General features: G+C 48.6%; 17 protein-coding genes. 8 read left to right on the top strand and 9 right to left on the bottom strand.

What is annotated here, in order from left to right; genetic code table 11:
- Positions 1-195: 195 nt before the first annotated feature.
- Complete coding sequence (hypF, locus tag PSE6802_RS0102050) at positions 196-2,550, top strand: carbamoyltransferase HypF (protein ID WP_019498409.1); 2,355 nt, start codon at positions 196-198, stop codon at positions 2,548-2,550.
- Here the strand turns inward: hypF and PSE6802_RS0102045 are convergent.
- From PSE6802_RS0102045 to PSE6802_RS0102035, 3 genes are all read right to left on the bottom strand, one after another.
- On the bottom strand, positions 2,530-5,316 hold the full coding sequence (locus PSE6802_RS0102045; RefSeq protein ID WP_019498408.1) for a cation-translocating P-type ATPase: 2,787 nt from the start codon (positions 5,314-5,316) through the stop codon (positions 2,530-2,532). The genes hypF and PSE6802_RS0102045 overlap by 21 nt on opposite strands.
- A 25-nt stretch (positions 5,317-5,341) precedes the next feature.
- On the bottom strand, positions 5,342-5,731 hold the full coding sequence (gene crcB / locus PSE6802_RS0102040; protein ID WP_036945118.1) for a fluoride efflux transporter CrcB: 390 nt from the start codon (positions 5,729-5,731) through the stop codon (positions 5,342-5,344).
- 159 nt (positions 5,732-5,890) lie between these two features.
- Positions 5,891-6,121, bottom strand: coding sequence for a hypothetical protein (locus PSE6802_RS0102035; RefSeq protein WP_019498406.1), 231 nt, complete (start codon positions 6,119-6,121; stop codon positions 5,891-5,893).
- A gap of 58 nt (positions 6,122-6,179) precedes the next feature.
- Here PSE6802_RS0102035 and PSE6802_RS0102030 point away from each other — a divergent pair, with 58 nt between their 5' ends.
- The 4 genes from PSE6802_RS0102030 to PSE6802_RS0102015 all read left to right on the top strand — a co-directional run bounded on the left by PSE6802_RS0102030 (position 6,180) and on the right by PSE6802_RS0102015 (position 7,538).
- Positions 6,180-6,446 (top strand): DUF4258 domain-containing protein, encoded by a 267-nt coding sequence (locus tag PSE6802_RS0102030; protein ID WP_202950666.1) that lies wholly within the window; start codon positions 6,180-6,182, stop codon positions 6,444-6,446.
- Positions 6,443-6,655 (top strand): DUF2283 domain-containing protein, encoded by a 213-nt coding sequence (locus PSE6802_RS0102025; RefSeq protein WP_019498404.1) that lies wholly within the window; start codon positions 6,443-6,445, stop codon positions 6,653-6,655. The genes PSE6802_RS0102030 and PSE6802_RS0102025 overlap by 4 nt, the downstream gene beginning before the upstream one ends.
- 39 nt (positions 6,656-6,694) lie before the next feature.
- Positions 6,695-7,030 carry a nucleotidyltransferase family protein gene (locus PSE6802_RS0102020; protein ID WP_019498403.1) on the top strand — a complete coding sequence of 112 codons (336 nt, stop codon included), beginning with the start codon at positions 6,695-6,697 and terminating at the stop codon, positions 7,028-7,030.
- 121 nt (positions 7,031-7,151) lie between these two features.
- Positions 7,152-7,538 (top strand): DUF6713 family protein, encoded by a 387-nt coding sequence (locus PSE6802_RS0102015; RefSeq protein ID WP_019498402.1) that lies wholly within the window; start codon positions 7,152-7,154, stop codon positions 7,536-7,538.
- A gap of 18 nt (positions 7,539-7,556) precedes the next feature.
- Here PSE6802_RS0102015 and PSE6802_RS33030 read toward each other — a convergent pair whose 3' ends face one another.
- The 6 genes from PSE6802_RS33030 to PSE6802_RS0101995 form a co-directional block, all read right to left on the bottom strand.
- Entirely contained in the window at positions 7,557-7,730 is a 174-nt protein-coding gene (locus PSE6802_RS33030; protein ID WP_156815376.1) for a hypothetical protein, read from the bottom strand.
- Between the two features lie 211 nt (positions 7,731-7,941).
- Entirely contained in the window at positions 7,942-9,024 is a 1,083-nt protein-coding gene (locus PSE6802_RS0102010; protein WP_019498401.1) for a glycosyltransferase family 4 protein, read from the bottom strand.
- A gap of 9 nt (positions 9,025-9,033) precedes the next feature.
- Positions 9,034-9,921: a glycosyltransferase family 2 protein gene (locus tag PSE6802_RS0102005; RefSeq protein ID WP_019498400.1), complete on the bottom strand. Its 888-nt coding sequence runs from the start codon at positions 9,919-9,921 to the stop codon at positions 9,034-9,036.
- An 8-nt stretch (positions 9,922-9,929) separates the two neighbouring features.
- On the bottom strand, positions 9,930-11,351 hold the full coding sequence (locus tag PSE6802_RS0102000) for an HlyD family type I secretion periplasmic adaptor subunit (protein ID WP_019498399.1): 1,422 nt from the start codon (positions 11,349-11,351) through the stop codon (positions 9,930-9,932).
- Positions 11,352-11,363: 12 nt separating this feature from the next.
- Entirely contained in the window at positions 11,364-11,492 is a 129-nt protein-coding gene (locus tag PSE6802_RS35170; RefSeq protein WP_263970281.1) for a hypothetical protein, read from the bottom strand.
- A 56-nt stretch (positions 11,493-11,548) separates the two neighbouring features.
- Positions 11,549-14,530: a peptidase domain-containing ABC transporter gene (locus PSE6802_RS0101995; protein ID WP_019498397.1), complete on the bottom strand. Its 2,982-nt coding sequence runs from the start codon at positions 14,528-14,530 to the stop codon at positions 11,549-11,551.
- Between the two features lie 509 nt (positions 14,531-15,039).
- Here PSE6802_RS0101995 and pgeF point away from each other — a divergent pair.
- From pgeF to PSE6802_RS0101980, 3 genes are all read left to right on the top strand, one after another.
- Positions 15,040-15,792 (top strand): peptidoglycan editing factor PgeF, encoded by a 753-nt coding sequence (gene pgeF, locus PSE6802_RS0101990; RefSeq protein ID WP_019498396.1) that lies wholly within the window; start codon positions 15,040-15,042, stop codon positions 15,790-15,792.
- 225 nt (positions 15,793-16,017) lie between these two features.
- Positions 16,018-16,659: a type I restriction endonuclease gene (locus PSE6802_RS0101985; RefSeq protein WP_019498395.1), complete on the top strand. Its 642-nt coding sequence runs from the start codon at positions 16,018-16,020 to the stop codon at positions 16,657-16,659.
- Positions 16,660-16,960: 301 nt separating this feature from the next.
- Positions 16,961-19,447 carry an ATP-dependent Clp protease ATP-binding subunit gene (locus PSE6802_RS0101980; protein ID WP_019498394.1) on the top strand — a complete coding sequence of 829 codons (2,487 nt, stop codon included), beginning with the start codon at positions 16,961-16,963 and terminating at the stop codon, positions 19,445-19,447.
- Positions 19,448-19,521: the final 74 nt, after the last annotated feature.

Raw genomic sequence — 19,521 nt, 5'->3', positions numbered from 1 at the left:
TATAGCGGTTTTCAGATGAAAACGAGAAGGGGGTTTGGGGGCGTTGCCCCCAAGAAGGGGAGGCAGGGCGGTCTTGGGGTTTCCCCGCTAGAGCCACTGCCGTGTGGAACCCCTTCACCCCATCAATAAGACCTGTTCTCAATTGAAAAACGCTATATTGATTAAATCGATTGTAATGTAGTTGCAATTAAGAACGTGCACATCATCAGAGAAGCGACGATCGCACCGGATACATCCAAACAGCGCCTGAGCCTGAACGTGCGCGGGGCAGTTCAGGGGGTGGGGTTTCGTCCGTTTGTCTATCGCCTTGCGCTTGAGTTGAATCTTACAGGTTGGGTAAACAATTCGCTGCGTGGAGTTTCGATTGAAGTGGAAGGAACTCGCCAGCAATTGCAGGTTTTTTGGGAACGGTTGGAATTAGAAAAGCCGCCGCGATCGCAAATTCACATTATAGAGTCCACATGGCTCGCACCTGTAGGGTATACGGAATTTAGCATTCGCACTTCGGACACCGAACCGAACGAAGAAGGAAGCAGACTTAAATCGGCGATCGTCCTTCCCGATCTTGCCACGTGCCCTGAATGCCGACGCGAAATCTTCGATTGCAGCGATCGCCGCTATCGCTATCCCTTCACCAACTGCACCAACTGCGGCCCCCGTTACAGCATTATCGAAGCGCTGCCCTACGATCGCTCTGGCACCACCATGAAAGACTTTCAGATGTGCCCCCAATGCCAAGCAGAATATAGCGATCCGCGCAGCCGCCGCTTTCACGCCCAACCCAATGCCTGCCCCCATTGCGGCCCTCAATTGGAATTGTGGGATCGGGATGGCAGAGTTCTAGAACGCGGCGATCGCGCTTTGTTAGAAACCGCAGCTCAGATCGAACGCGGTAAGATTCTGGCAGTGAAAGGATTGGGAGGGTTTCATCTCATTGTCGATGCCCGCAATCCCGAAGCTGTCGGCCAGTTACGCTCGCGCAAACATCGGCCTCACAAGCCGTTTGCGTTGATGTATCCATCCCTTGAGCAAATTCGAGCGGACTGCATCATCTCCGAATTGGAAGCGAATCTGTTGCGATCGCCTGAGGCTCCCATCGTGCTTTTGCGTAAAAGAAAAGCACGAAAATTTTCGTGCGATTTTATTGCTCCTGCCAATCCCTATCTCGGTGTCATGCTGCCATACACGCCCCTCCATCACTTGCTTATGGCATCGTTGCAATTTCCCATCGTCGCCACCAGTGGCAATCTTGCCGACGAACCGATTTGCATTAATGAATCTGAAGCCATAGAGCGCTTAGGTAACATCGCCGATCTATTTTTAGTCCACAATCGCCCCATCGTTCGTCCCGTTGATGACTCGATCGTAAGAGTTATGGGCGATCGCCCCGTAATATTGCGCCGCGCCAGAGGCTATGCTCCTCTTCCTATCAATTCTCCAGTTCCATCTTCTAATTCTCCAGCTAAAATCCTGGCTCTCGGCAGTCATCTCAAAAATACAATCGCGCTTGGTTTCGACGGACAGATTTTCCTAAGCCAGCACGTAGGCGACTTGGAAACCGTGCCAGCTTTCGAGCATTTCCAGCGCGTCATCTCTAGTTTGAGCAGCATCTATGAATTTCAACCCGAGGCGATCGCCTGCGACGCTCACCCCGACTATCTCTCCAGCCAGTTTGCGCAAAAACTAGGGCAGCAATTAAGTATTCCTGTTATTCCCGTGCAGCATCACTATGCCCACGCTTTATCTTGTACGATCGACAATCAAATCGCACCGCCCGTTCTCGGAGTTGTTTGGGATGGCACGGGCTACGGCCTAGATGGCACGATCTGGGGCGGAGAATTCTTTCGGATTAAGCAGACAGACTGGGAGCGTGTCGCGCACTTCCGTACCTTTCTCCTTCCTGGCGGCGATAAAGCAGTCAAACAGCCGCGTCGAGCGGCACTGGGGTTACTATGGGAAATGTTTGGCGCAGATATGCAGTCGATGTCCCATCTCAAGCCTCTGCTAGCTTTTTCTACCCAGGAACTAACCGCGATCTCAACTATGCTATGCAAGCGTCTGAATGCACCCTTATGCTCCAGCGTGGGTAGGTTGTTCGACGCGATCGCTTCCCTACTGGGTGCTTGCCAGCAAGCCAGTTTTGAAGGCCAAGCGGCTATGGCATTGGAATTTATGCTCGACGATCCGGAGGTGGAAGAACATTACGAATTTGAGCTGCAAGAGAAGATCATCGACTGGTCGCCCGCAATCGCTGCCATCCTGCACGATCTAGAGCAAGAAATTCCGCCGCATCGAATTTCTGCGAAATTTCACAATACTCTGGTTGAAATTATTGTTGCCGTTGCCAAGCGATCGGGTGAATCGCAAGTCGTACTGACGGGTGGCTGTTTCCAAAATAAATACTTAACCGAAAGAACAATCCAAAGATTAAAAGCAGAAGGATTTTCTCCCTATTGGCACCAACACATTCCCCCCAACGATGGCGCGATCGCGGTGGGACAAGTCATGGCCGTTGCGCGCCAGCAAAATTTAGGATTCCAATTTGGCTGAAGCGCTTTTAGCATGGGATCGCGATCGCCTGTACAACCATTTCTCTATCTCAATTAGCCAGAAACCCACCGTGCTAACTGCCAAACAGAGAGTCAGGTCATACGCCGATAAAGCGACTGTCTGAAATGAAGCTTGCAGCCAGGGTAGATAAATTACAGCAATCTGAAGCAAGAAAGTCAGAACGACCGCGATCGATAGTGGTGGGTTACTAAGCAGGCCAATCTTAAATAACGAGTCGTGCTCCGATCGCATTGCCAATGCCAAACTCATCCGCGAAAAGGTCAAAGTGACGAATACCATTGTCTGCCAGTTGTGTCCGTTAACTAATTCTCCAGCTAATCGATATTCGTATCCTAAAAGTAAGATACTTACACCCATCATTAAACCCACCCAGACAATATCTCTAACCGTGCGATAGTTAAAAATGTTAGATTGTTTGGGATAGGGCGATCGCTGCATGGTATCGCTTTCAGCCGGTTCAACGCTCAAAGATAGTGCTAGCAAACCATCCGCCAAGAGATTAATCCAGAGAATTTGCAATGGCAATAATGGCAGAGGCATGGACAAAAACGGAGCCAGAAGGACAATCCAAACACCGCTGGCATTGCCAGTCATGCTGTACTTGATGAACTTGCGAATATTGTCGTAAATGACTCTGCCTTCCGCAACCGCAGCCACGATTGTGGCAAAATTATCATCCAATAACACCATATCGGCAGCTTCTTTACAGACATCTGTTCCCACCAAGCCCATCGCCACGCCAATATCGGCTTTGCGCAGGGCGGGTGCATCGTTGATCCCATCGCCTGTCATCGCTACGATATGACCTCGCGATTGCAGAGCTTGTACTATTCTCAGCTTTTGCTGCGGCGAAACCCGCGCGTACACGGACACCAGCTCCACTTGTTCGGATAGTTCTGCTGGGGATAACCGAGCGAGATCGCTGCCCACCAACACCTTGCCGCTGGTATCGATATCCAGTTCCTTGGCAATGTACTGTGCCGCCAATGGGTGATCGCCTGTAATCATGATGGGACGAATCCCAGCCTTTTTGCAGGTTTGAACGGCCTCTCTCACTTCAGGGCGCGGTGGGTCGAGTATCCCCACCATGCCAATGAAAACCAAATCCCGTTCTAATAGATTTATTAGCTCCTGCTCTAATAAAGTAATGTCATTGCTATGATCTAGAGGGCGATCCAGGTATCGAAACGCTATTCCCAAAACTCGCATCCCAGTTTGAGCGAGTTCGTCATTACTAGAGATTATGCGATCGCGATCGCGATCGTCCAATTTCTCAATGCCACCCTTTACCCAAACTAAGTTAGTAATTTCTAAGAGACTGCCGACTGCTCCTTTACTGAAAACAATGTATCGAGTTGAAGATTCGGGATCGTCGTGAATATCGGGCAAGATACTCTGCACATCTGCCAGCGAACACTGATGAACTGTTGTCATGCGCTGACGTTCGGAGTCGAAGGGAATTTCAAAAATACGGCGGAATTTCCGATCCAGAGCGATCTTATCTAACCCCAGACGTTTTGCGGCGATCGCGAGGGCAACCTCCGTCGGATCGCCCAAATAATTTTCTGCACTGGGGCGATTGCTGACTAATGGCGAGCGATCGCCAGTAAAACTGAGATTGCTACGAACATCATTACAGAGAGCGGCACCAGTTAGTAAAAGGTTAAACGCAGAGTTCGGCGTACCGCCATTGAGATCGATCTTCTGTCCTTCTATAGCAAGAACATTGACGGTCATTTGATTCTCAGTGAGAGTACCAGTTTTATCCGAACAAATGACAATCGTCGAACCAAGAGTCTCTACTGCAGGCAGATTGCGAATCAGAGCATTTCGTTTCAGCATCCGATTTGCTCCCAAAGCCAGCGTAATCGTCACCACGGCGGGTAATCCTTCCGGAATAACGGCAACAGCCATACTCACCGCCGTCATAAACATCAGTTTGAGCGACTCACCGCGTAGGAGACCAATGCCGAAAATCAATCCCACCAATATCAGCGAAGCAATCACCAGCTTTTGCCCCAATCGATCGAGGCGCTGCTGAAGCGGCGTGAGTTCGCCGTCAATCGACTGAATGGAATCGGCGATTTTCCCCAATTCAGTACGCATCCCCGTCTCTGTGACTACAGCCTTGCCGCGCCCGTAGACAATTGCCGTACCCATATAAACCATGTTGCGGCGATCGCCGAGCGCCAGTTCTTCTCCTGCCAGCGCCACGCTGGTTTTCTCAACTGGTTCCGCTTCGCCTGTAAATGTCGATTCCTGCACGCGCAGGTTGATGCTCTCTAACAAGCGACAGTCAGCAGGCACCAGATTTCCCGCTTCTAGCAAAACGATATCGCCAGGTACCAGTTGCCTTGCCGATATTTCTACTAATTGGCGATCGCGGTAGACCTTGACTTTCGGAATCGCCATCTTTTTGAGCGCAGCTAAAGCTTGCCCTGCTTGATATTCCTGATTAAATCCTAGTAAGGCGTTGAATAAGACAATGGCAAGGATGGCAATAGTATCTTTGTAGTCTCCGACTAGAGCAGATATACCTGCTGCCACAATCAGAACCACCACAATCAAGGCCGTTAGCTGTTCCCATAAAATCAGCCAGGGGTTTTTAAGCGCCCTCTCTTCGATCTCGTTAAAGCCAAATTGTGCGAGCCGCTGTTCGACCTCCGTATGGCTCAGACCCCTGGTAGCATCAGTTTTAAAATGCTCCAGCACTACACTAGTCTCTAACTGATACCACTTGCTCATAAATATCCCCGACACGCTCAGGTACTTATAGCAGCCTCCTGGCGATCGCACTACCAATTTCTAAGCCCACTAATCCGAGCATAGCACTGCCTATCCAATAGAATAAGCCATATCCGTAGCTACCTTGGTGCAAAAGTCTGGATACATCTAAGGCATAGGTGGAAAAAGTCGTGTAGGAGCCTAAAAAACCCGTAGCAACCAACAGACTCAGGTCAGAAGGAATCAGATGACGCTCTACAGCTATGGTGGTAAATAACCCCATGATCAGGGCACCAGTGATATTCACCACAAACGTGCCATAGGGAAAATCCGTACCCAACCATTTTGCCAACAAGATCGTGAGGTAATAGCGGCTTAAGGCTCCGGGGATAGCTCCAAGGGCGATCGCGATGGGGGCGCGCATGTCTGGACTCATGTTACCCAGCGTAGCGAATATTTGCCTGAACCCACTGAAGAGAGAATGCAACAGGCTAGCTAGCAACTCACTTCCTCCTTTATATCTTTATAGAAAGCCAGAGTTGATGAATACCTTGCTGCATCTGCTCCCAAGTACCAGATAAGTAATTTTGCATATTTAAATCTTGTCGTAGATTGCATCTGCTTCACTATATTCTGTAAAGAAATGCTCGATAGCAAGGCGTTGCCCTTCAGACTCTTCATTATTAGATTTACTTTCGTTGGTTGACTCATCAACTAAAACAACAACCCTTACCTTTTGATTGCTGTCTAGATCTGTTAATAAGGTGGAAGGGAGTTCCAGCTTGCCTTCTGGGGTTACCTTAGCAAAAAAATCGTATGCTTTCATAATGCTAGTCTAATAATCGAGCAGTTGCTTAATGCTATTCTATCTACATCGTAAAAACATGCGAATGAATTTCAAATTTTCAAACCATGCTTTAGAAGAAATAGAAAGGCGAAAAATTCCCATTTCACTTATAGAAGATGTCTTAGGCAATCCACAGCAGATCGTTAAACAAGATGAGGAGATCGTTATTCATCAGTCTCAAGTTGATTTTGGCACAGGTAAACCTTACTTACTTAGAGTTTTTATCAATGCAAAGAACTATCCTGCCATCGTTGTAACAGCTTATCGAACCAGCCAGATTAAAAAACATTGGAGAAACCCATGAAAATTAAATACGATCCCGACGTTGATGTTATTCAGATTATCCTTAAGGATGTGCCGATTGAGGAAAGCGATGAAGAAACAGCAGGTATTATCTTAGATTTCGACTCGGGTGGTAATGTGGTAGGCATCGAAATTCTTCAGGCTTCTAAGCGTACTGATAATCCTCAAGCCATTGAATACACGATTAGTCAGACAGCGATCGCATCTTAAGTCGATATAAGTAAGAATACTAATTAGCAGTAACTAAGGATGGATATTCTTTCAGTCAAGCCAGAGATTTACACTCGACTGCTCATCAAGCCCGAGCAGCTAAAAGAATTTTGTCAGCGTAGACATATCGCTGAGCTTGCTCTGTTTGGCTCCATTCTTCGAGATGACTTTCACCTAGATAGCGACATTGATATTCTTGTCAGATTTCAAGCCGATATCAGAGTCAGTCTTCTCGATCTCGTAGATATGCAGTATGAACTGGAAGCTCTCTTTCATCGAAAAGTAGACTTATCGACTAAAAAGTCGGTTGTAAATGGCCCTAATTGGATTCGTCGCCAAGAAATACTCAGCACAGCCCAAATCATTACAGATTAGCGTTTACAAGTGCCATCAGCAACTGAGTCTGCATTACCTGTGAGGTAAATGCTGGCTGTAAGTACTGATGTCTATATTAGATTTATTACCCTTATGAAAGAGTATGCTAACCAAAAGTTCAATGCTCGCGAAATCAACGCTTCCCTGGCTCTACCTCGCCAACTCGACCGTCCTCATTGCACATCAGATTGATGCTGCCTATTGGCATGAGTGGGAACTGTTCGGGATGCCAGGAGGAATTCAACTAAATCTGCTACTGAATATTCCGCTGGTCGCGTTGATATTATTCGGTCAGCAACGTCTAGCTCAAGGTCGCACTGCTGGTATTGCTGTCTCCTGGTTGCTAGTGGCAGGAGGCATCACCGCAGTTAGCATTCACTCATATTTCCTTTTACAAGGTGACGATGCCTTTCGGCTGCCCGTCTCACTTGGATTGCTTGCAGCTACATTGCTAATTTCCCTAATGCAAGCGACAGCGCTGCTCGCATCGATCGCCAACCGTAATTGAGATGTTTCCTAGCAATTATTAGGTTCCAACTAGCTTAAGCACTTGTTCGGCCCAAGCAACATAAGTAGGAGGATTTGCATCTCTTTCGTTAAGTATAGCCATGCAGCGCTGGAGCAAACACTGTGAAGAACATTTCCCTGGATGTTCGCAGTAGTGTTGGTGGTTGCGATCGGGACATTCACTGTAACTCATAAAACACCTCCAAAAAGGTATTTATACTTATTTGGAACACTATTTATAGTACCCCAAAAATTACTGAAGATATCCAATATTTACCTTTCGTAACATTCTCGGACTGCTATAGGGGGGTGAGCGTTACGCTCCTGCACAGAGGGGTAGAACCCCTACACCACTTCCTAAACGTGTTGGCAGTTATACTTCACGATCGCCATTCACACTCGATCTATACATATTTGGATAGAATTGCTGCCGTACTTCTGCCAGTAAGCTCCCAACTAAACAGTTCAGCCCGCGCCAAACCAGAAACGCGCATCTGAGATCGCAGCGCAGATGAGTCGAGCAGAGCTTGCATAGCATCCGCGATCGCACCCACATTATAGGGATCGATCGAAATTGCTGCGTCGCCCGCTACCTCCGGCAAAGCTGAGAGATTAGATGTAATTACAGGCGTACCGCATGCCATCGCCTCTAAAACTGGCAGACCAAATCCTTCCCATAGACTAGGGAAAACTAGCGCGATCGACTGATTGATTAGCACAGGCAAATCGGCGTAGGGAATATAGTCGAGAAATTTCACCCGATGCGATATCTCCAATTCCTCTATCTGAGTTTTTAGAGCAGGTGTATAGCGAGGATCGTAAGACCCTGCTAGATACAATTCGCAATCCTGGTGATGGGATAAGGTAGCAAAAGCGGAGATTAAACGATCTAGATTTTTGTGGCGATCGTGTCGCCCAATATAGAGAAAATAGTTGCCAGTTGACAAGTTGAGATGGCGGAAATGACTGCGATCGTACGCCAGTAAAATCGCTGTAATTTTCGATCCTGGAATACCGAAGTATGCCATCACTTCCTGCCTGGTGCTTTCGGAGTTGCAAATAATATGTTCGGCCTGGTGTAGAACCTGAGGGATATAGTAACGGAAATAGGTTGTCAGTCTGGAAAAGGGTTTGCCAAACCGCAGGGGAATTAAATCGTGAACGGTGACGATATAGCGACAAGATGAGAAGAGCGGCGCTTCGGGAATGGGTGAAAAGAGCAAGCTCGCACCTAATTGACGATGAATGCCAGCTAATTTAAACTGCGTCCAGATCAAGCGTCTGAGATGTCCTTTGGCTCCATAGTCGGAGTTGAGATTCTCGGCAATTTTATAGCAGTGAAGGTCGGGAATGGGATGAGATGCTAAGCAGGTGGGATTGAGATGAGCGAGATACGGACAGATATTTTGAGCGTAAACTGTTAAGCCAGTTGGCTTTTTGCTAAGGAAAGCGAGATTAACTAACAGTGAATCAGTGGAATTGGTCACGGGTTCGATCTAGTGGCTTGGATTTCTCAATATTCTTTGGCAGTACATCACTACACCAGTTAGTTTGCTAGTGGCTTTTTGCCTGTTGTAAAACATTTGTAAGATCGAAGCGATCGCAATGCGCGTCAATCGGAAGCTCAGGATCGGGATACTGGCATGTTTTTCTAAACTCAGCAAGTAGCTGTAGATTTCGTTGGTAATCTTAAAGTGCCGATTGCGGCTCGCGATCGCTGAGGTTTGATGGACGACCCTAATGCGATCGCTGAAGTAAATCTGATGTCCCTGCGAGGCATAACGGCGGCAAAAATCAAAATCTTCGTAATAGAGGAAATAGTCTGGATCGAAGTAGGGGCATTGGGAAAAGTGTTTGAGGTTAAGTACCATACTACAGGCTGTTACCCAATCCGTCAGGACACATTCAGTATCTTGCTGAATCGTTGAGGTCGAATCAGTCTCTTCCCAGATTGCTCCATTACCAGGGATAAACTTACCGCCACCAAAGCAGAGTTGACCGGAGGTATCGTACACTGACGTACCCAAAATCGCAATTTCTGGATGCGCTTGCAAAAGCTTGTTTAGCTGTGCGATCGCGCCATCCACTAAGTAAGCATCGGGGTTGATAATCCAGACAGTTGCCGACGCATCTCGCTCGTAAATCCAATTTAGACCTAGATTGCAAGCACGTCCAAATCCCAGATTATCGAGCGCGTGGATGACCGTAACCCTGGCATCTTCAAGACTGGAAATTGCGAGATCGTCGATCGCGTTATTCACAATTATTAGTTGATGGTTAGAGCGATCGCTATCTTCGCATGCATAAATAGAACTAATTAACCTGCGAATTAGTTCGGTAGAATGGTAATTAACAGTCAGAAAATAGATCGAGGGACTCTTCACCAAACGGCCTATCTCACGTACTTAAAGCTGTCAACTTTATTAGTGAACTGACTGAGGAAAATCGTCATTACACTGCGCTTGCGGATTAAAATGCTGCTGTTAACAGACATGCCTGCTTGCAGTGGAATCTTGCGCCCGCCGCCAATATCAAATTCTTGGGATTCTATTTCGACTTTGGCAGGGAAAGCGTAGAATGGTCTTTCTTGAGTTGGAGGTAAGGCATCGGAGCCAATATTAACCAATTTCCCTTTTATACTGCCAAATTCCAGGTTTGGGAAAGTATCGACTTTGACTTCAACGGGCATACCTTCCCTAACAAAGCCGATGTCTCGGTTGGTAATGTAAACTTTGGCAACTAGCCTACCTTTGGGGACAATTGTCATTAAAGGCTGAGTGGTGGTATTTCCCGAAATTACAAAGCCAGGGCCTTTGGCTTTCATATCGAATACCGTACCTTCGATTGGCGATCTAATTTCCTGATAACTTAGAGCGAGCTTCGCCTTACTCATTTGCGCTTCGATCTCGGAGATTTTCTTCTGATTGTCAGCAATTTTTGACAGGACTTCCTTGTACGTGAGCGATGCCGTGTTGTTGAGCCGTTCCTGAGCTTGAGAAATCAGGGCGCTCAACCTTTGTTCTTCCTTGGTGTATCTTGCAATATCACCTTGTGCCGTGGCGATCGCAGCCTGACGGTTCAATACATCTGACTCCGCAGACTGGAATCTTTGCTGTTGTTGTTTGTATTGCAATTGCGAGAGCGCGCCGGACTCGGCTACTGGTTTCATATCATCTAGGATTTGCTTGTTAGTGTCCCTAATCTGTATGCTTTGGGCGAGGATACCTTGATTGGCTGCCAGCACATCTCTAGCGGTAGCAAGTTGTTTTTGAGCCTGGGCTAGCTGCGTCTGCAACTGTATAACCTCAAGTCGAGCGGCTTCAACACGAGTATTAAATTCAACGCGACTGGCAACCAGAAGTTGCTCCTGGTTCCGGGTGAAGTCTGGGGTGGCATTTTCCTCCGCTGTGCCTCGCAACCTGAAGCCATTCACCTGGGCTGTATAAAAGCGGTTTTCCTGAGTAAGTGCCGCTTTAGTCCGACTTAAAGATTCGAGATCCGCTTGGGGCGATGTGGGGTCTAGGGTGATTAGCAACTGCCCTGCTTTGACATGGTCTCCATCTTTTACTTCTACAGTACGAATTACCCCGCCAGTGGGAGCCTGAATCTCTTTAGTCGCGCCCTCCGGTTCCAATTTACCCGCTGCTGGTACTGCTTCTTCAATTTGAGCAAGGCACGCCCAGGTAACCGCCGAAACTGTAAGACCGATAATCAACCACACAAAAGCGCTGGACCAAAAGATGGAACGCTCCAGAATCACTGGTTGTTCGGAGGTTTTAAGCGCCGCTTTATCGTTTTTTTTCAGAGATTTCATGTTTTTTAGAGATTATGGGTTGGGGATATGGGAGATATCAGGGATATCAGGGATATCGGGGATATCAGGGATATCGGGGATATCGAAGGGGTTAAGCATTTGCAGGGTATCTCTGCATTTAATCCCAAGATTGTTTAGCAAATGCTTAACCCTTACTTACGTGGGGTAGGTGATTTGCACCATCACCCCACCCGCGATTAGGTCTGGGATTCTTGTTGTTGATAGAGGCAATAGTAGCGACCGCGCATCTGCATTAGCTCTTCGTGAGTGCCTTGTTCGACGATCGCGCCTTGATCCATCATGATAATCACGTCTGCGTTTTTAATCGTATTCAGACGGTGGGTAATGAAAAACACGGTGCGATCGTGGAATGTCTCGGCCAGGTTATTGCAAACTTGACGCTCGGAGTCGTAGTCCAGGGCGCTGGTGGCTTCATCTAAAATTAATAATCTCGGACCTTGCAGGACAGTACGGGCGATCGCGATCCGCTGTCTTTGCCCCCCCGATAAACCAGCACCGCGTTCGCCCACAACTGTATTATAACCATTTGGTAGGGTCATAATAAAATCGTGGGCAGCAGCGACTTTGGCAGCGTGGATAATGTCATCGGATGTAGCTTCCGGATTGGTGAGGGCGATGTTTTCCTGAACCGTACCGTTAAACAACAGGGTATCTTGCAGTACTGTCCCCACCTGACGGCGCAGTGAGTAAAGTTCTACCTTGTTGATGTCGTAACCATCGATCTGAACGCGACCGCTTAATGGTTCGTAAAGTCGGGAAATTAGCTTGGTGAGCGTGCTCTTACCGGAACCGCTCTGACCCACGATTCCTACAAAACTGCCAGCCGGGAAATCGACATTGATATTGGCGAGTTGCAATGGGCCAGTGGTAGTAAAGCGGAAAGAGACATCCTCAAATTTAACCGCGCCGTCAATTTCTGGCATGGGAATATTGGTGCGATCGCTTTCGGGTACTTCCTGCTCGGCATCGATAATATCGCTCAGGCGTTCGATTGACAGGCCGATTTCCTGGAAGTTCTGCCACAACTGAGCTAGACGCAGCAAGGGACTGGTCACGTAACTAGCAATGATTCTAAATGCAATTAACTGCCCCAGAGTAATATGGGAAGCATCGGTTTGAGGTAGCAAGACTAAATGCGCACCTACCCAAAGCAAGATTAAACCGGACAGCTTATTTAAAAAGCCACTGAGCGAACCCGCCCAGCTAGAGGTCAATACAGTCTGGAACCCAGCATTAACGTAACGAGCATATTTCTCTTGCCACTGCCAGCGGGATTTAAGCTCGATATTTTGAGCTTTGACTGTCTGGATACCTGAGAGCACTTCCACCAGGTAGGACTGCGTGTCGGCATGGCGCTCGGCTTTTACCCGCAACTGCCTGCGAATGATTGGCGAGGCAATCACTGCCAAGATAATAAAGAATGGCACTGTCACCAATGCCCAGAATGTTAGGAGCACGCTGTAGAACAGCATGACTACGATGTAGATTAGCGAGAAAACCGCATCCAGAACCACGGTTAGCGCCGTGCCTGTCATAAAACTGCGAATGTTCTCTAGCTCGTTAATCCGAGTCGATAGTTCGCCGACGCGCCGCTTATCAAAGTAAGATAACGGCAAGCGCAGCATGTGGTCGATGATTTCCGAACCCAAGCTCATGTCGATACGGTTGGTGGTATCGACAAACAAGTAGGTGCGCAACGCGGTTAGCAAGCCCTCAAATAACGCCACACCAACTAACAGCCAGCCCAAAATGTCCAGGGTATCGATGCTATTTTGCACTAACACCTTGTCAATGATGATCTGCGTAATCAGCGGATTAGCAAGGCTAAACAGCAAGATGAAGCAGGAGGCAATCAGTACCTGCGTCAAGATGCCCTTGTACATGCTGATGTAGGGAAAGAAAGATCTCAGGCCAAACCTTTCGGTGCGATCGCGCAGCCTCGGCCTCACCAACAGCATGGGCATCATTTCAGGGCATTGTTGCAGGAAGGCATCGATTTTTTGTCGCCTGACACCTCCAGATTCCGGTGATGCGAACGCAATTTCCGTTGATGTAATTTTGTAGATCACCGCAAAACTGTCTTGCCACTGAATCAGGGCCGGTGCTTTGATGCGATTGATGGCAACCTTGGGGATCTGGATCATTTGCCCCGTCAAGCCAATTATTTCCACCAGCGCCCCACTGAGTTGCAGGGGAATGCTACCTACTTTTGCAACCTGGTTTTCCAGTATCCTTTCCAAAGTATCCCGCCTAAAGCTGCCATCCATGTGCTTGCTCAACATCTGCAAGCAGGCTAGCAAACCATCCGCTGGCCCGCGCCCCCTCACGTAGGGATAGCTGCGCATGTCCTCGCCGCTGATCGTTTCTTCGTTAATAGCGGCGGCAGGGCGATCGGGTGCAAACGGAATCGAGGGTTCGGCAGAGCGATCGCTGGCATCCTCAGGGGTGTCGGCATGGTCTGGGCTATCAGTCAGTATGTCGCGAAAGCCCAGTAACCTCGCAGCTTTACTCTGGACCACAATATCGGTTTCAGCCTGGTTAAGGCGGCTGCCAACAGGATAGTTGGCGATATCACCGCTACTGACCAGCCAGATGAGGTTGGGATCGAGCTTGCTAGCAGCAAGTTTGCCTTTGGGGAGGTTTAAGATCGCTGCCTCCTGAATGATTTTGGCGGCCAGGCTCTTGGGATCGGCAGTGGCAATGGCACGACGCTTGAGTTCCGCCACCACCAGCTCAAATACTTCGCTGAGTGCCGGACGCTCTTGGAAAGATTGTTTTAGGGTTGGCTCTTTATCTAAAAGCTCTAGAAAGTCCTTAGCTGGTAAGGTTGCAACTACAGTCTCGATCGAGGCGATCGCTGTCTCGCAGGGAATACCGCGTACTAAGCTAATCCAGCCTAATATTTCTCCTGGGTTCAGTACGCCAAGACTAATCGGAATATTAGTGTTACCGTAGCCTAGCAGTCGAGCTTGTCCCTGGTAAATAATAGTTATTTGCGTAGGCAGAGCTTCGTGCAACAGAATTGTTTGACCCATGCGGTACTGCAAAAATTGGAACTTAGATACAATCGTCCTCAGTACATCTGCACTCAAACGATCGAAAGGTGACGTTTGGGCTAGAAAGTCTTGCAGTTGGGTGTGTGAGATAAGTTGCGGCATGGACAGTTAGGTTGCAAAGTAAACCAAGAAGCTAGTCTAATTTAACTACTATTAGGTATTGGGTCAAATCGATTCGATCGCTAGGTAAAAAATACCATCGCGATTTTATTCAGGATAACCCTAGTAGGGTAAGCACTAGGTTACACAATGAAGCACACCTGTATACACGTTCGTGAAAGTTATCTGAACTGAATCTAGTATTTACTAGTCTTAGATAGAAGGGACTGTAAAACCGAATGGCATAGTCAATTCGTACTTAATCATAGCTATAGCCAACAGGCTTAGGACGGGGTGCAGGGGTTCCACCCCTGCGTGGGGGCGCAGCCCCCACACCCCCCTGTCCTAACATATCTGTCTATGGCTATAAATAAAATCCCGAACAATTCTTGATGTGGCTCTGCGAAGTGGAGGCATAGCCCCCACTTCACCACCTTAAACAAAAGTGCGCGGCTATAAAGACAACGCTGTTTAGCGTTGGTAACAGACTGAGTAAATCATTACGGGGAAACATGAATAATTGGCAATGGCAAAACGAAGTCCTGGTCTGCGATCTACTCTCTGACTGGCGACATGGTTTTTTCACGCGATCGCACGCACCGCACACACCCGATCGGTTGCACCAGTTCCTGCATGCTGAAGGGAAGGCTTATAGAGCCAAACAGGTACATGGCGATCGCGTACTGCACAATACAGAAATCGCACCGGATCTGCCATTACCGGAAGCAGATGGGGTGTGCGCGTTCGAGACAGAGGACATGCCTCGATCGGTTTGGGTCTGTACCGCAGATTGCGTCCCCGTATTAATTGGCGATCGCCGTTTGGGCAGCGTAGCGGCGGTACATGCGGGTTGGCGTGGCACGGCAAGCAAAATATTGGCGGTAGCGATCGCGAAATTTCTAGAACGGGGCAGTCAGTTAGACGATCTGTGCGTGGCACTGGGACCTGCCATTTCTGGCGATGCCTACCAGGTATCGCAGGAGGTTGCCGATCGCGTGTTGTTAACGATTGCCACCCCACAAGGCATATCCATCGATCCGCAACCAGATCGGTGTCGTTTGGATCTCAGAGCCGTACAGCGGCAGCAGTTGATCGAAATGGGGATCGCGAAAGAGCGAATTGCGATCGCGCCCTACTGCACCCTCACTGATGCACGGCATTTCTTTTCCTACCGCCGCAATTGCTTGGAAGATCCTGGTAACATTTCTAGATCGCCACAGGTACAGTGGTCTGGTATTGCTACTGCCCAGGTGATTTGGGGCTGAACGAATGGCTAGACAAAATCCGCCCGTACCACAAACTGGGCTTCTTGAGACTTTTGTCAGTCAATGAGAGAGAAATCATGACAGCATAAGTATAGCGCTTTGCAATTGAGAAAGGGGTTAGTTTATGGGGTGAAGGGGTTCCACCCCTTCTTGGGGGCAACGCCCCCAAACCCCCTTCTCGTTTTCATCTGAAAACCGCTATAAACCACCAAGGAGAACCCCTCAATGATTCAAACAATTCAGGCTAATAATTTAACGCTATTTGATGTAGAGCGAAAATTCAACTTAATCTCCATAGAAGACGATCGCTTCTTTCAAGAGTGGCTTGAGGATTTACCCGAAGTTACTTCGACAGAAAAACAGATACTGGACAAAGTTAAAGCTAACTACCTGTATCTAGTTAAGCGCCCCATGCTAGAAGATGCGATCAAAATGGTGGTTCTATCGCCATTACTTGACTTGGCAGGTTTTTATCACGCTCCCTTTTACATAGAAACTGAAACTCAAATCGAAATCGACGTTTCAGACGAAGACGAAACTATCAAAGGCAGAATTGACGTTTTAGTTGTCAGCAACCATCTCAGGCACAAGCAGATTTGGGTAGTTGTAATTGAGTCTAAAAAAGCTGGCTATTCAGCAACTTTAGCGATACCGCAAACCCTGACTTACATGATGTCTAATCTACACGTGGGGCAGCCCGTATTTGGTTTGGTCACTAATGGCAGCGAATTTATCTTTGCAAAGCTGGCAAAACATGAAGTAGCGCAATACGCCTTGTCTGACTTGTTTACCCTGATTAGACATGGCAACGATCTGTATCAGGTTTTAAGTATTTTGAAAAAGCTGGGAGAATTAGCTCTGTACTAAGGGATCGTAGAAGCACAGTCCCCACTCTGGTTCTATTCCCCTCTCAACTCAGGGAGATAGATAGGGGTGAAGGTTCCAAGAATCAGTAAGGTTAATCTAGAACCATGTATTTCTGCCTAGTAGAAATAGTTCGCTCTGAACTATTTAATTTCGGTTATTGCGATCGCGCCCAGCACCCTCTATAAGCCCATAAAGGCGACTATTCCTCCAGAATGACGTGATATCCGAACTGCGTTAAATACATTACCCCTATGTTAGTATTAACACTAACCAGAACGCAGCGATTAGTGGGACACACGCCATGTTTGAACGCTTTACAGAAAAGGCTATTAAAGTCATTATGTTGGCTCAGGAAGAGGCACGTCGTCTGGGTCATAATTTCGTTGGCACAGAACAGATTCTCCTGGGTCTGATCGGAGAAGGAACTGGCGTTGCTGCCAAAGTCCTCAAATCCATGGGTGTGAATCTCAAGGATGCACGCATCGAAGTCGAAAAGATTATTGGACGCGGATCTGGTTTTGTCGCAGTTGAGATCCCTTTTACGCCAAGGGCAAAACGCGTGCTGGAGCTTTCATTAGAAGAAGCCAGACAGCTAGGACATAACTACATCGGCACCGAACACCTGTTGCTCGGGTTGATCCGCGAGGGTGAAGGTGTGGCAGCAAGAGTATTAGAAAATTTGGGTGTCGATCTTTCCAAGGTGCGGACGCAGGTAATCCGCATGTTGGGCGAAACCGCAGAGGTAACTACTGGTGGCGGTCAGGGTCGTACCAAAACCCCAACGCTAGACGAGTTTGGCTCTAACCTCACCCAAATGGCAGCGGAAGGTAAGCTCGATCCTGTTGTAGGTCGCCAAAAAGAAATCGAGCGCGTGATCCAGATTTTGGGTCGCCGCACCAAAAACAACCCCGTCTTGATCGGCGAGCCAGGGGTAGGCAAAACCGCGATCGCTGAAGGTTTAGCCCAACGCATTGCCAATGGTGACGTACCGGATATTTTGCAAGACAAGCGCGTGGTCACGCTCGACATCGGTTTGCTAGTGGCAGGTACCAAGTACAGGGGCGAATTTGAAGAACGCCTCAAAAAGATCATGGACGAAATCCGCTCCGCCTCCAATGTGGTGCTGGTAATCGACGAAGTCCATACGCTCATCGGTGCTGGTGCCGCTGAGGGCGCGATCGATGCGGCTAACATCCTGAAGCCCGCACTCGCCCGTGGCGAACTGCAATGCATCGGTGCTACCACGCTCGACGAGTACCGCAAGCACATCGAACGCGATGCTGCCCTGGAGCGCCGCTTCCAACCCGTGCAGGTGGGCGAGCCTAGCGTTGAGGAAACCATCGAAATCTTGTACGGCTTGCGCGAGCGCTACGAGCAACACCATAAGCTCAAGATTTCTAACGAAGCTTTAGAAGCGGCGGCAACGCTATCCGATCGCTATATTTCCGATCGCTTCTTGCCCGACAAGGCGATCGACCTGATCGACGAAGCTGGCTCTAGAGTCAGACTGATTAACTCACAGCTACCACCCGCCGCCAAAGAGCTAGATAAAGAGTTAAGGCAATTACTGCGCGATAAAGACGAAGCGGTCAGAGCTCAAAACTTTGACAAGGCAGCCGAACTGCGTGATCGCGAGATCGAAATCAAGCAGGAAATCAAATCGCTGACCCAAGCCAAGAAAACCGAGCCTAGCAAAGATGAAGAACTAATCGTTAACGAAGAGGATATTGCCTACATCGTTAGCTCCTGGACAGGCGTGCCAGTCAGCAAGCTGACCGAGTCCGAATCGCTCAAGCTCATGCAGATGGAAGACACCCTGCACCAGCGCCTGATCGGACAAGAGGAAGCTGTCAAAGCCATATCTCGCGCCATTCGCCGCGCTCGCGTTGGCTTAAAGAACCCCAACCGCCCGATCGCGTCATTTATCTTCTCCGGCCCCACTGGTGTGGGCAAGACCGAGTTGACCAAGGCACTGGCAGCCTACTTCTTTGGTTCCGAAGAGGCAATGATCCGCCTCGACATGTCCGAGTACATGGAGCGCCATACGGTTTCCAAGCTGATCGGTTCGCCGCCTGGCTATGTCGGCTATAACGAAGGCGGTCAGTTGACCGAAGCGGTGCGTCGCCGTCCTTATACGGTGGTGCTATTCGACGAAATCGAAAAGGCTCACCCAGACGTATTCAACCTATTGCTGCAAATCCTGGAAGACGGTCGTCTGACCGACTCGAAGGGACGCACGGTTGACTTCAAGAACACGTTGCTGATCATGACCTCTAATATCGGTTCCAAGGTCATTGAAAAAGGTGGCGGCGGCCTCGGCTTTGACTTTGCGGAAAATCAGGAAGATTCGCACTACACGCGCATTCGTTCCCTGGTCAACGAAGAGTTAAAGCAATACTTCCGTCCTGAATTCCTCAACCGACTCGACGAGATCATCGTGTTCCGTCAACTCAGCAAGGATGAAGTGAAGGAAATCGCCGAGCTAATGCTGAACGAGGTGTTCAAGCGCCTCAAGGAGAAAAACATCAACCTTGCCGTTACCGATCGCTTTAAAGATCTGCTGGTACAGGAAGGTTACAATCCCAGCTACGGTGCCCGTCCTCTGCGTCGCGCCATCATGCGCCTGCTAGAAGACTCTTTAGCTGAGGAAATCCTGACTGGTAAAGTCCGCGAGGGCGCGTCGATCGTCGTCGATGTCGATGATGATGGTAAAGTCACCTGTACGGAGCAGCAGGCGGCGATCGCTAGTGCTGAAGATAGCCTACAACTGATGCCCTCCTCAAACTAGAACGCGATCGCTAATCAGCAATCTGCCGATAAAAGACCATAAGTAGGGTGGGCAATGCCCACCCTCTGAATCCA

The sequence above is a fragment of the Pseudanabaena sp. PCC 6802 genome, assembly GCF_000332175.1.
Classification (GTDB): Bacteria; Cyanobacteriota; Cyanobacteriia; order Pseudanabaenales; family Pseudanabaenaceae; genus PCC-6802.
This window is presented reverse-complemented; position numbering and strand designations above follow the sequence as displayed.

What these genes read in the sequence shown, in the direction of transcription:
- PSE6802_RS33030 (WP_156815376.1), bottom strand. Translation starts at nt 7,730, where the DNA reads ATGAGTTACAGTGAATGTCCCGATCGCAACCACCAACACTACTGCGAA.
- PSE6802_RS0102020 (WP_019498403.1), top strand. Translation starts at nt 6,695, where the DNA reads ATGGATATTCTTTCAGTCAAGCCAGAGATTTACACTCGACTGCTCATC.
- PSE6802_RS0102030 (WP_202950666.1), top strand. Translation starts at nt 6,180, where the DNA reads ATGCGAATGAATTTCAAATTTTCAAACCATGCTTTAGAAGAAATAGAA.
- PSE6802_RS0101985 (WP_019498395.1), top strand. Translation starts at nt 16,018, where the DNA reads ATGATTCAAACAATTCAGGCTAATAATTTAACGCTATTTGATGTAGAG.
- PSE6802_RS0102045 (WP_019498408.1), bottom strand. Translation starts at nt 5,316, where the DNA reads ATGAGCAAGTGGTATCAGTTAGAGACTAGTGTAGTGCTGGAGCATTTT.
- PSE6802_RS0101995 (WP_019498397.1), bottom strand. Translation starts at nt 14,530, where the DNA reads ATGCCGCAACTTATCTCACACACCCAACTGCAAGACTTTCTAGCCCAA.
- PSE6802_RS0102015 (WP_019498402.1), top strand. Translation starts at nt 7,152, where the DNA reads ATGCTCGCGAAATCAACGCTTCCCTGGCTCTACCTCGCCAACTCGACC.
- PSE6802_RS0102000 (WP_019498399.1), bottom strand. Translation starts at nt 11,351, where the DNA reads ATGAAATCTCTGAAAAAAAACGATAAAGCGGCGCTTAAAACCTCCGAA.
- pgeF (WP_019498396.1), top strand. Translation starts at nt 15,040, where the DNA reads ATGAATAATTGGCAATGGCAAAACGAAGTCCTGGTCTGCGATCTACTC.
- PSE6802_RS0101980 (WP_019498394.1), top strand. Translation starts at nt 16,961, where the DNA reads ATGTTTGAACGCTTTACAGAAAAGGCTATTAAAGTCATTATGTTGGCT.
- PSE6802_RS0102035 (WP_019498406.1), bottom strand. Translation starts at nt 6,121, where the DNA reads ATGAAAGCATACGATTTTTTTGCTAAGGTAACCCCAGAAGGCAAGCTG.
- crcB (WP_036945118.1), bottom strand. Translation starts at nt 5,731, where the DNA reads ATGAGTCCAGACATGCGCGCCCCCATCGCGATCGCCCTTGGAGCTATC.
- PSE6802_RS0102025 (WP_019498404.1), top strand. Translation starts at nt 6,443, where the DNA reads ATGAAAATTAAATACGATCCCGACGTTGATGTTATTCAGATTATCCTT.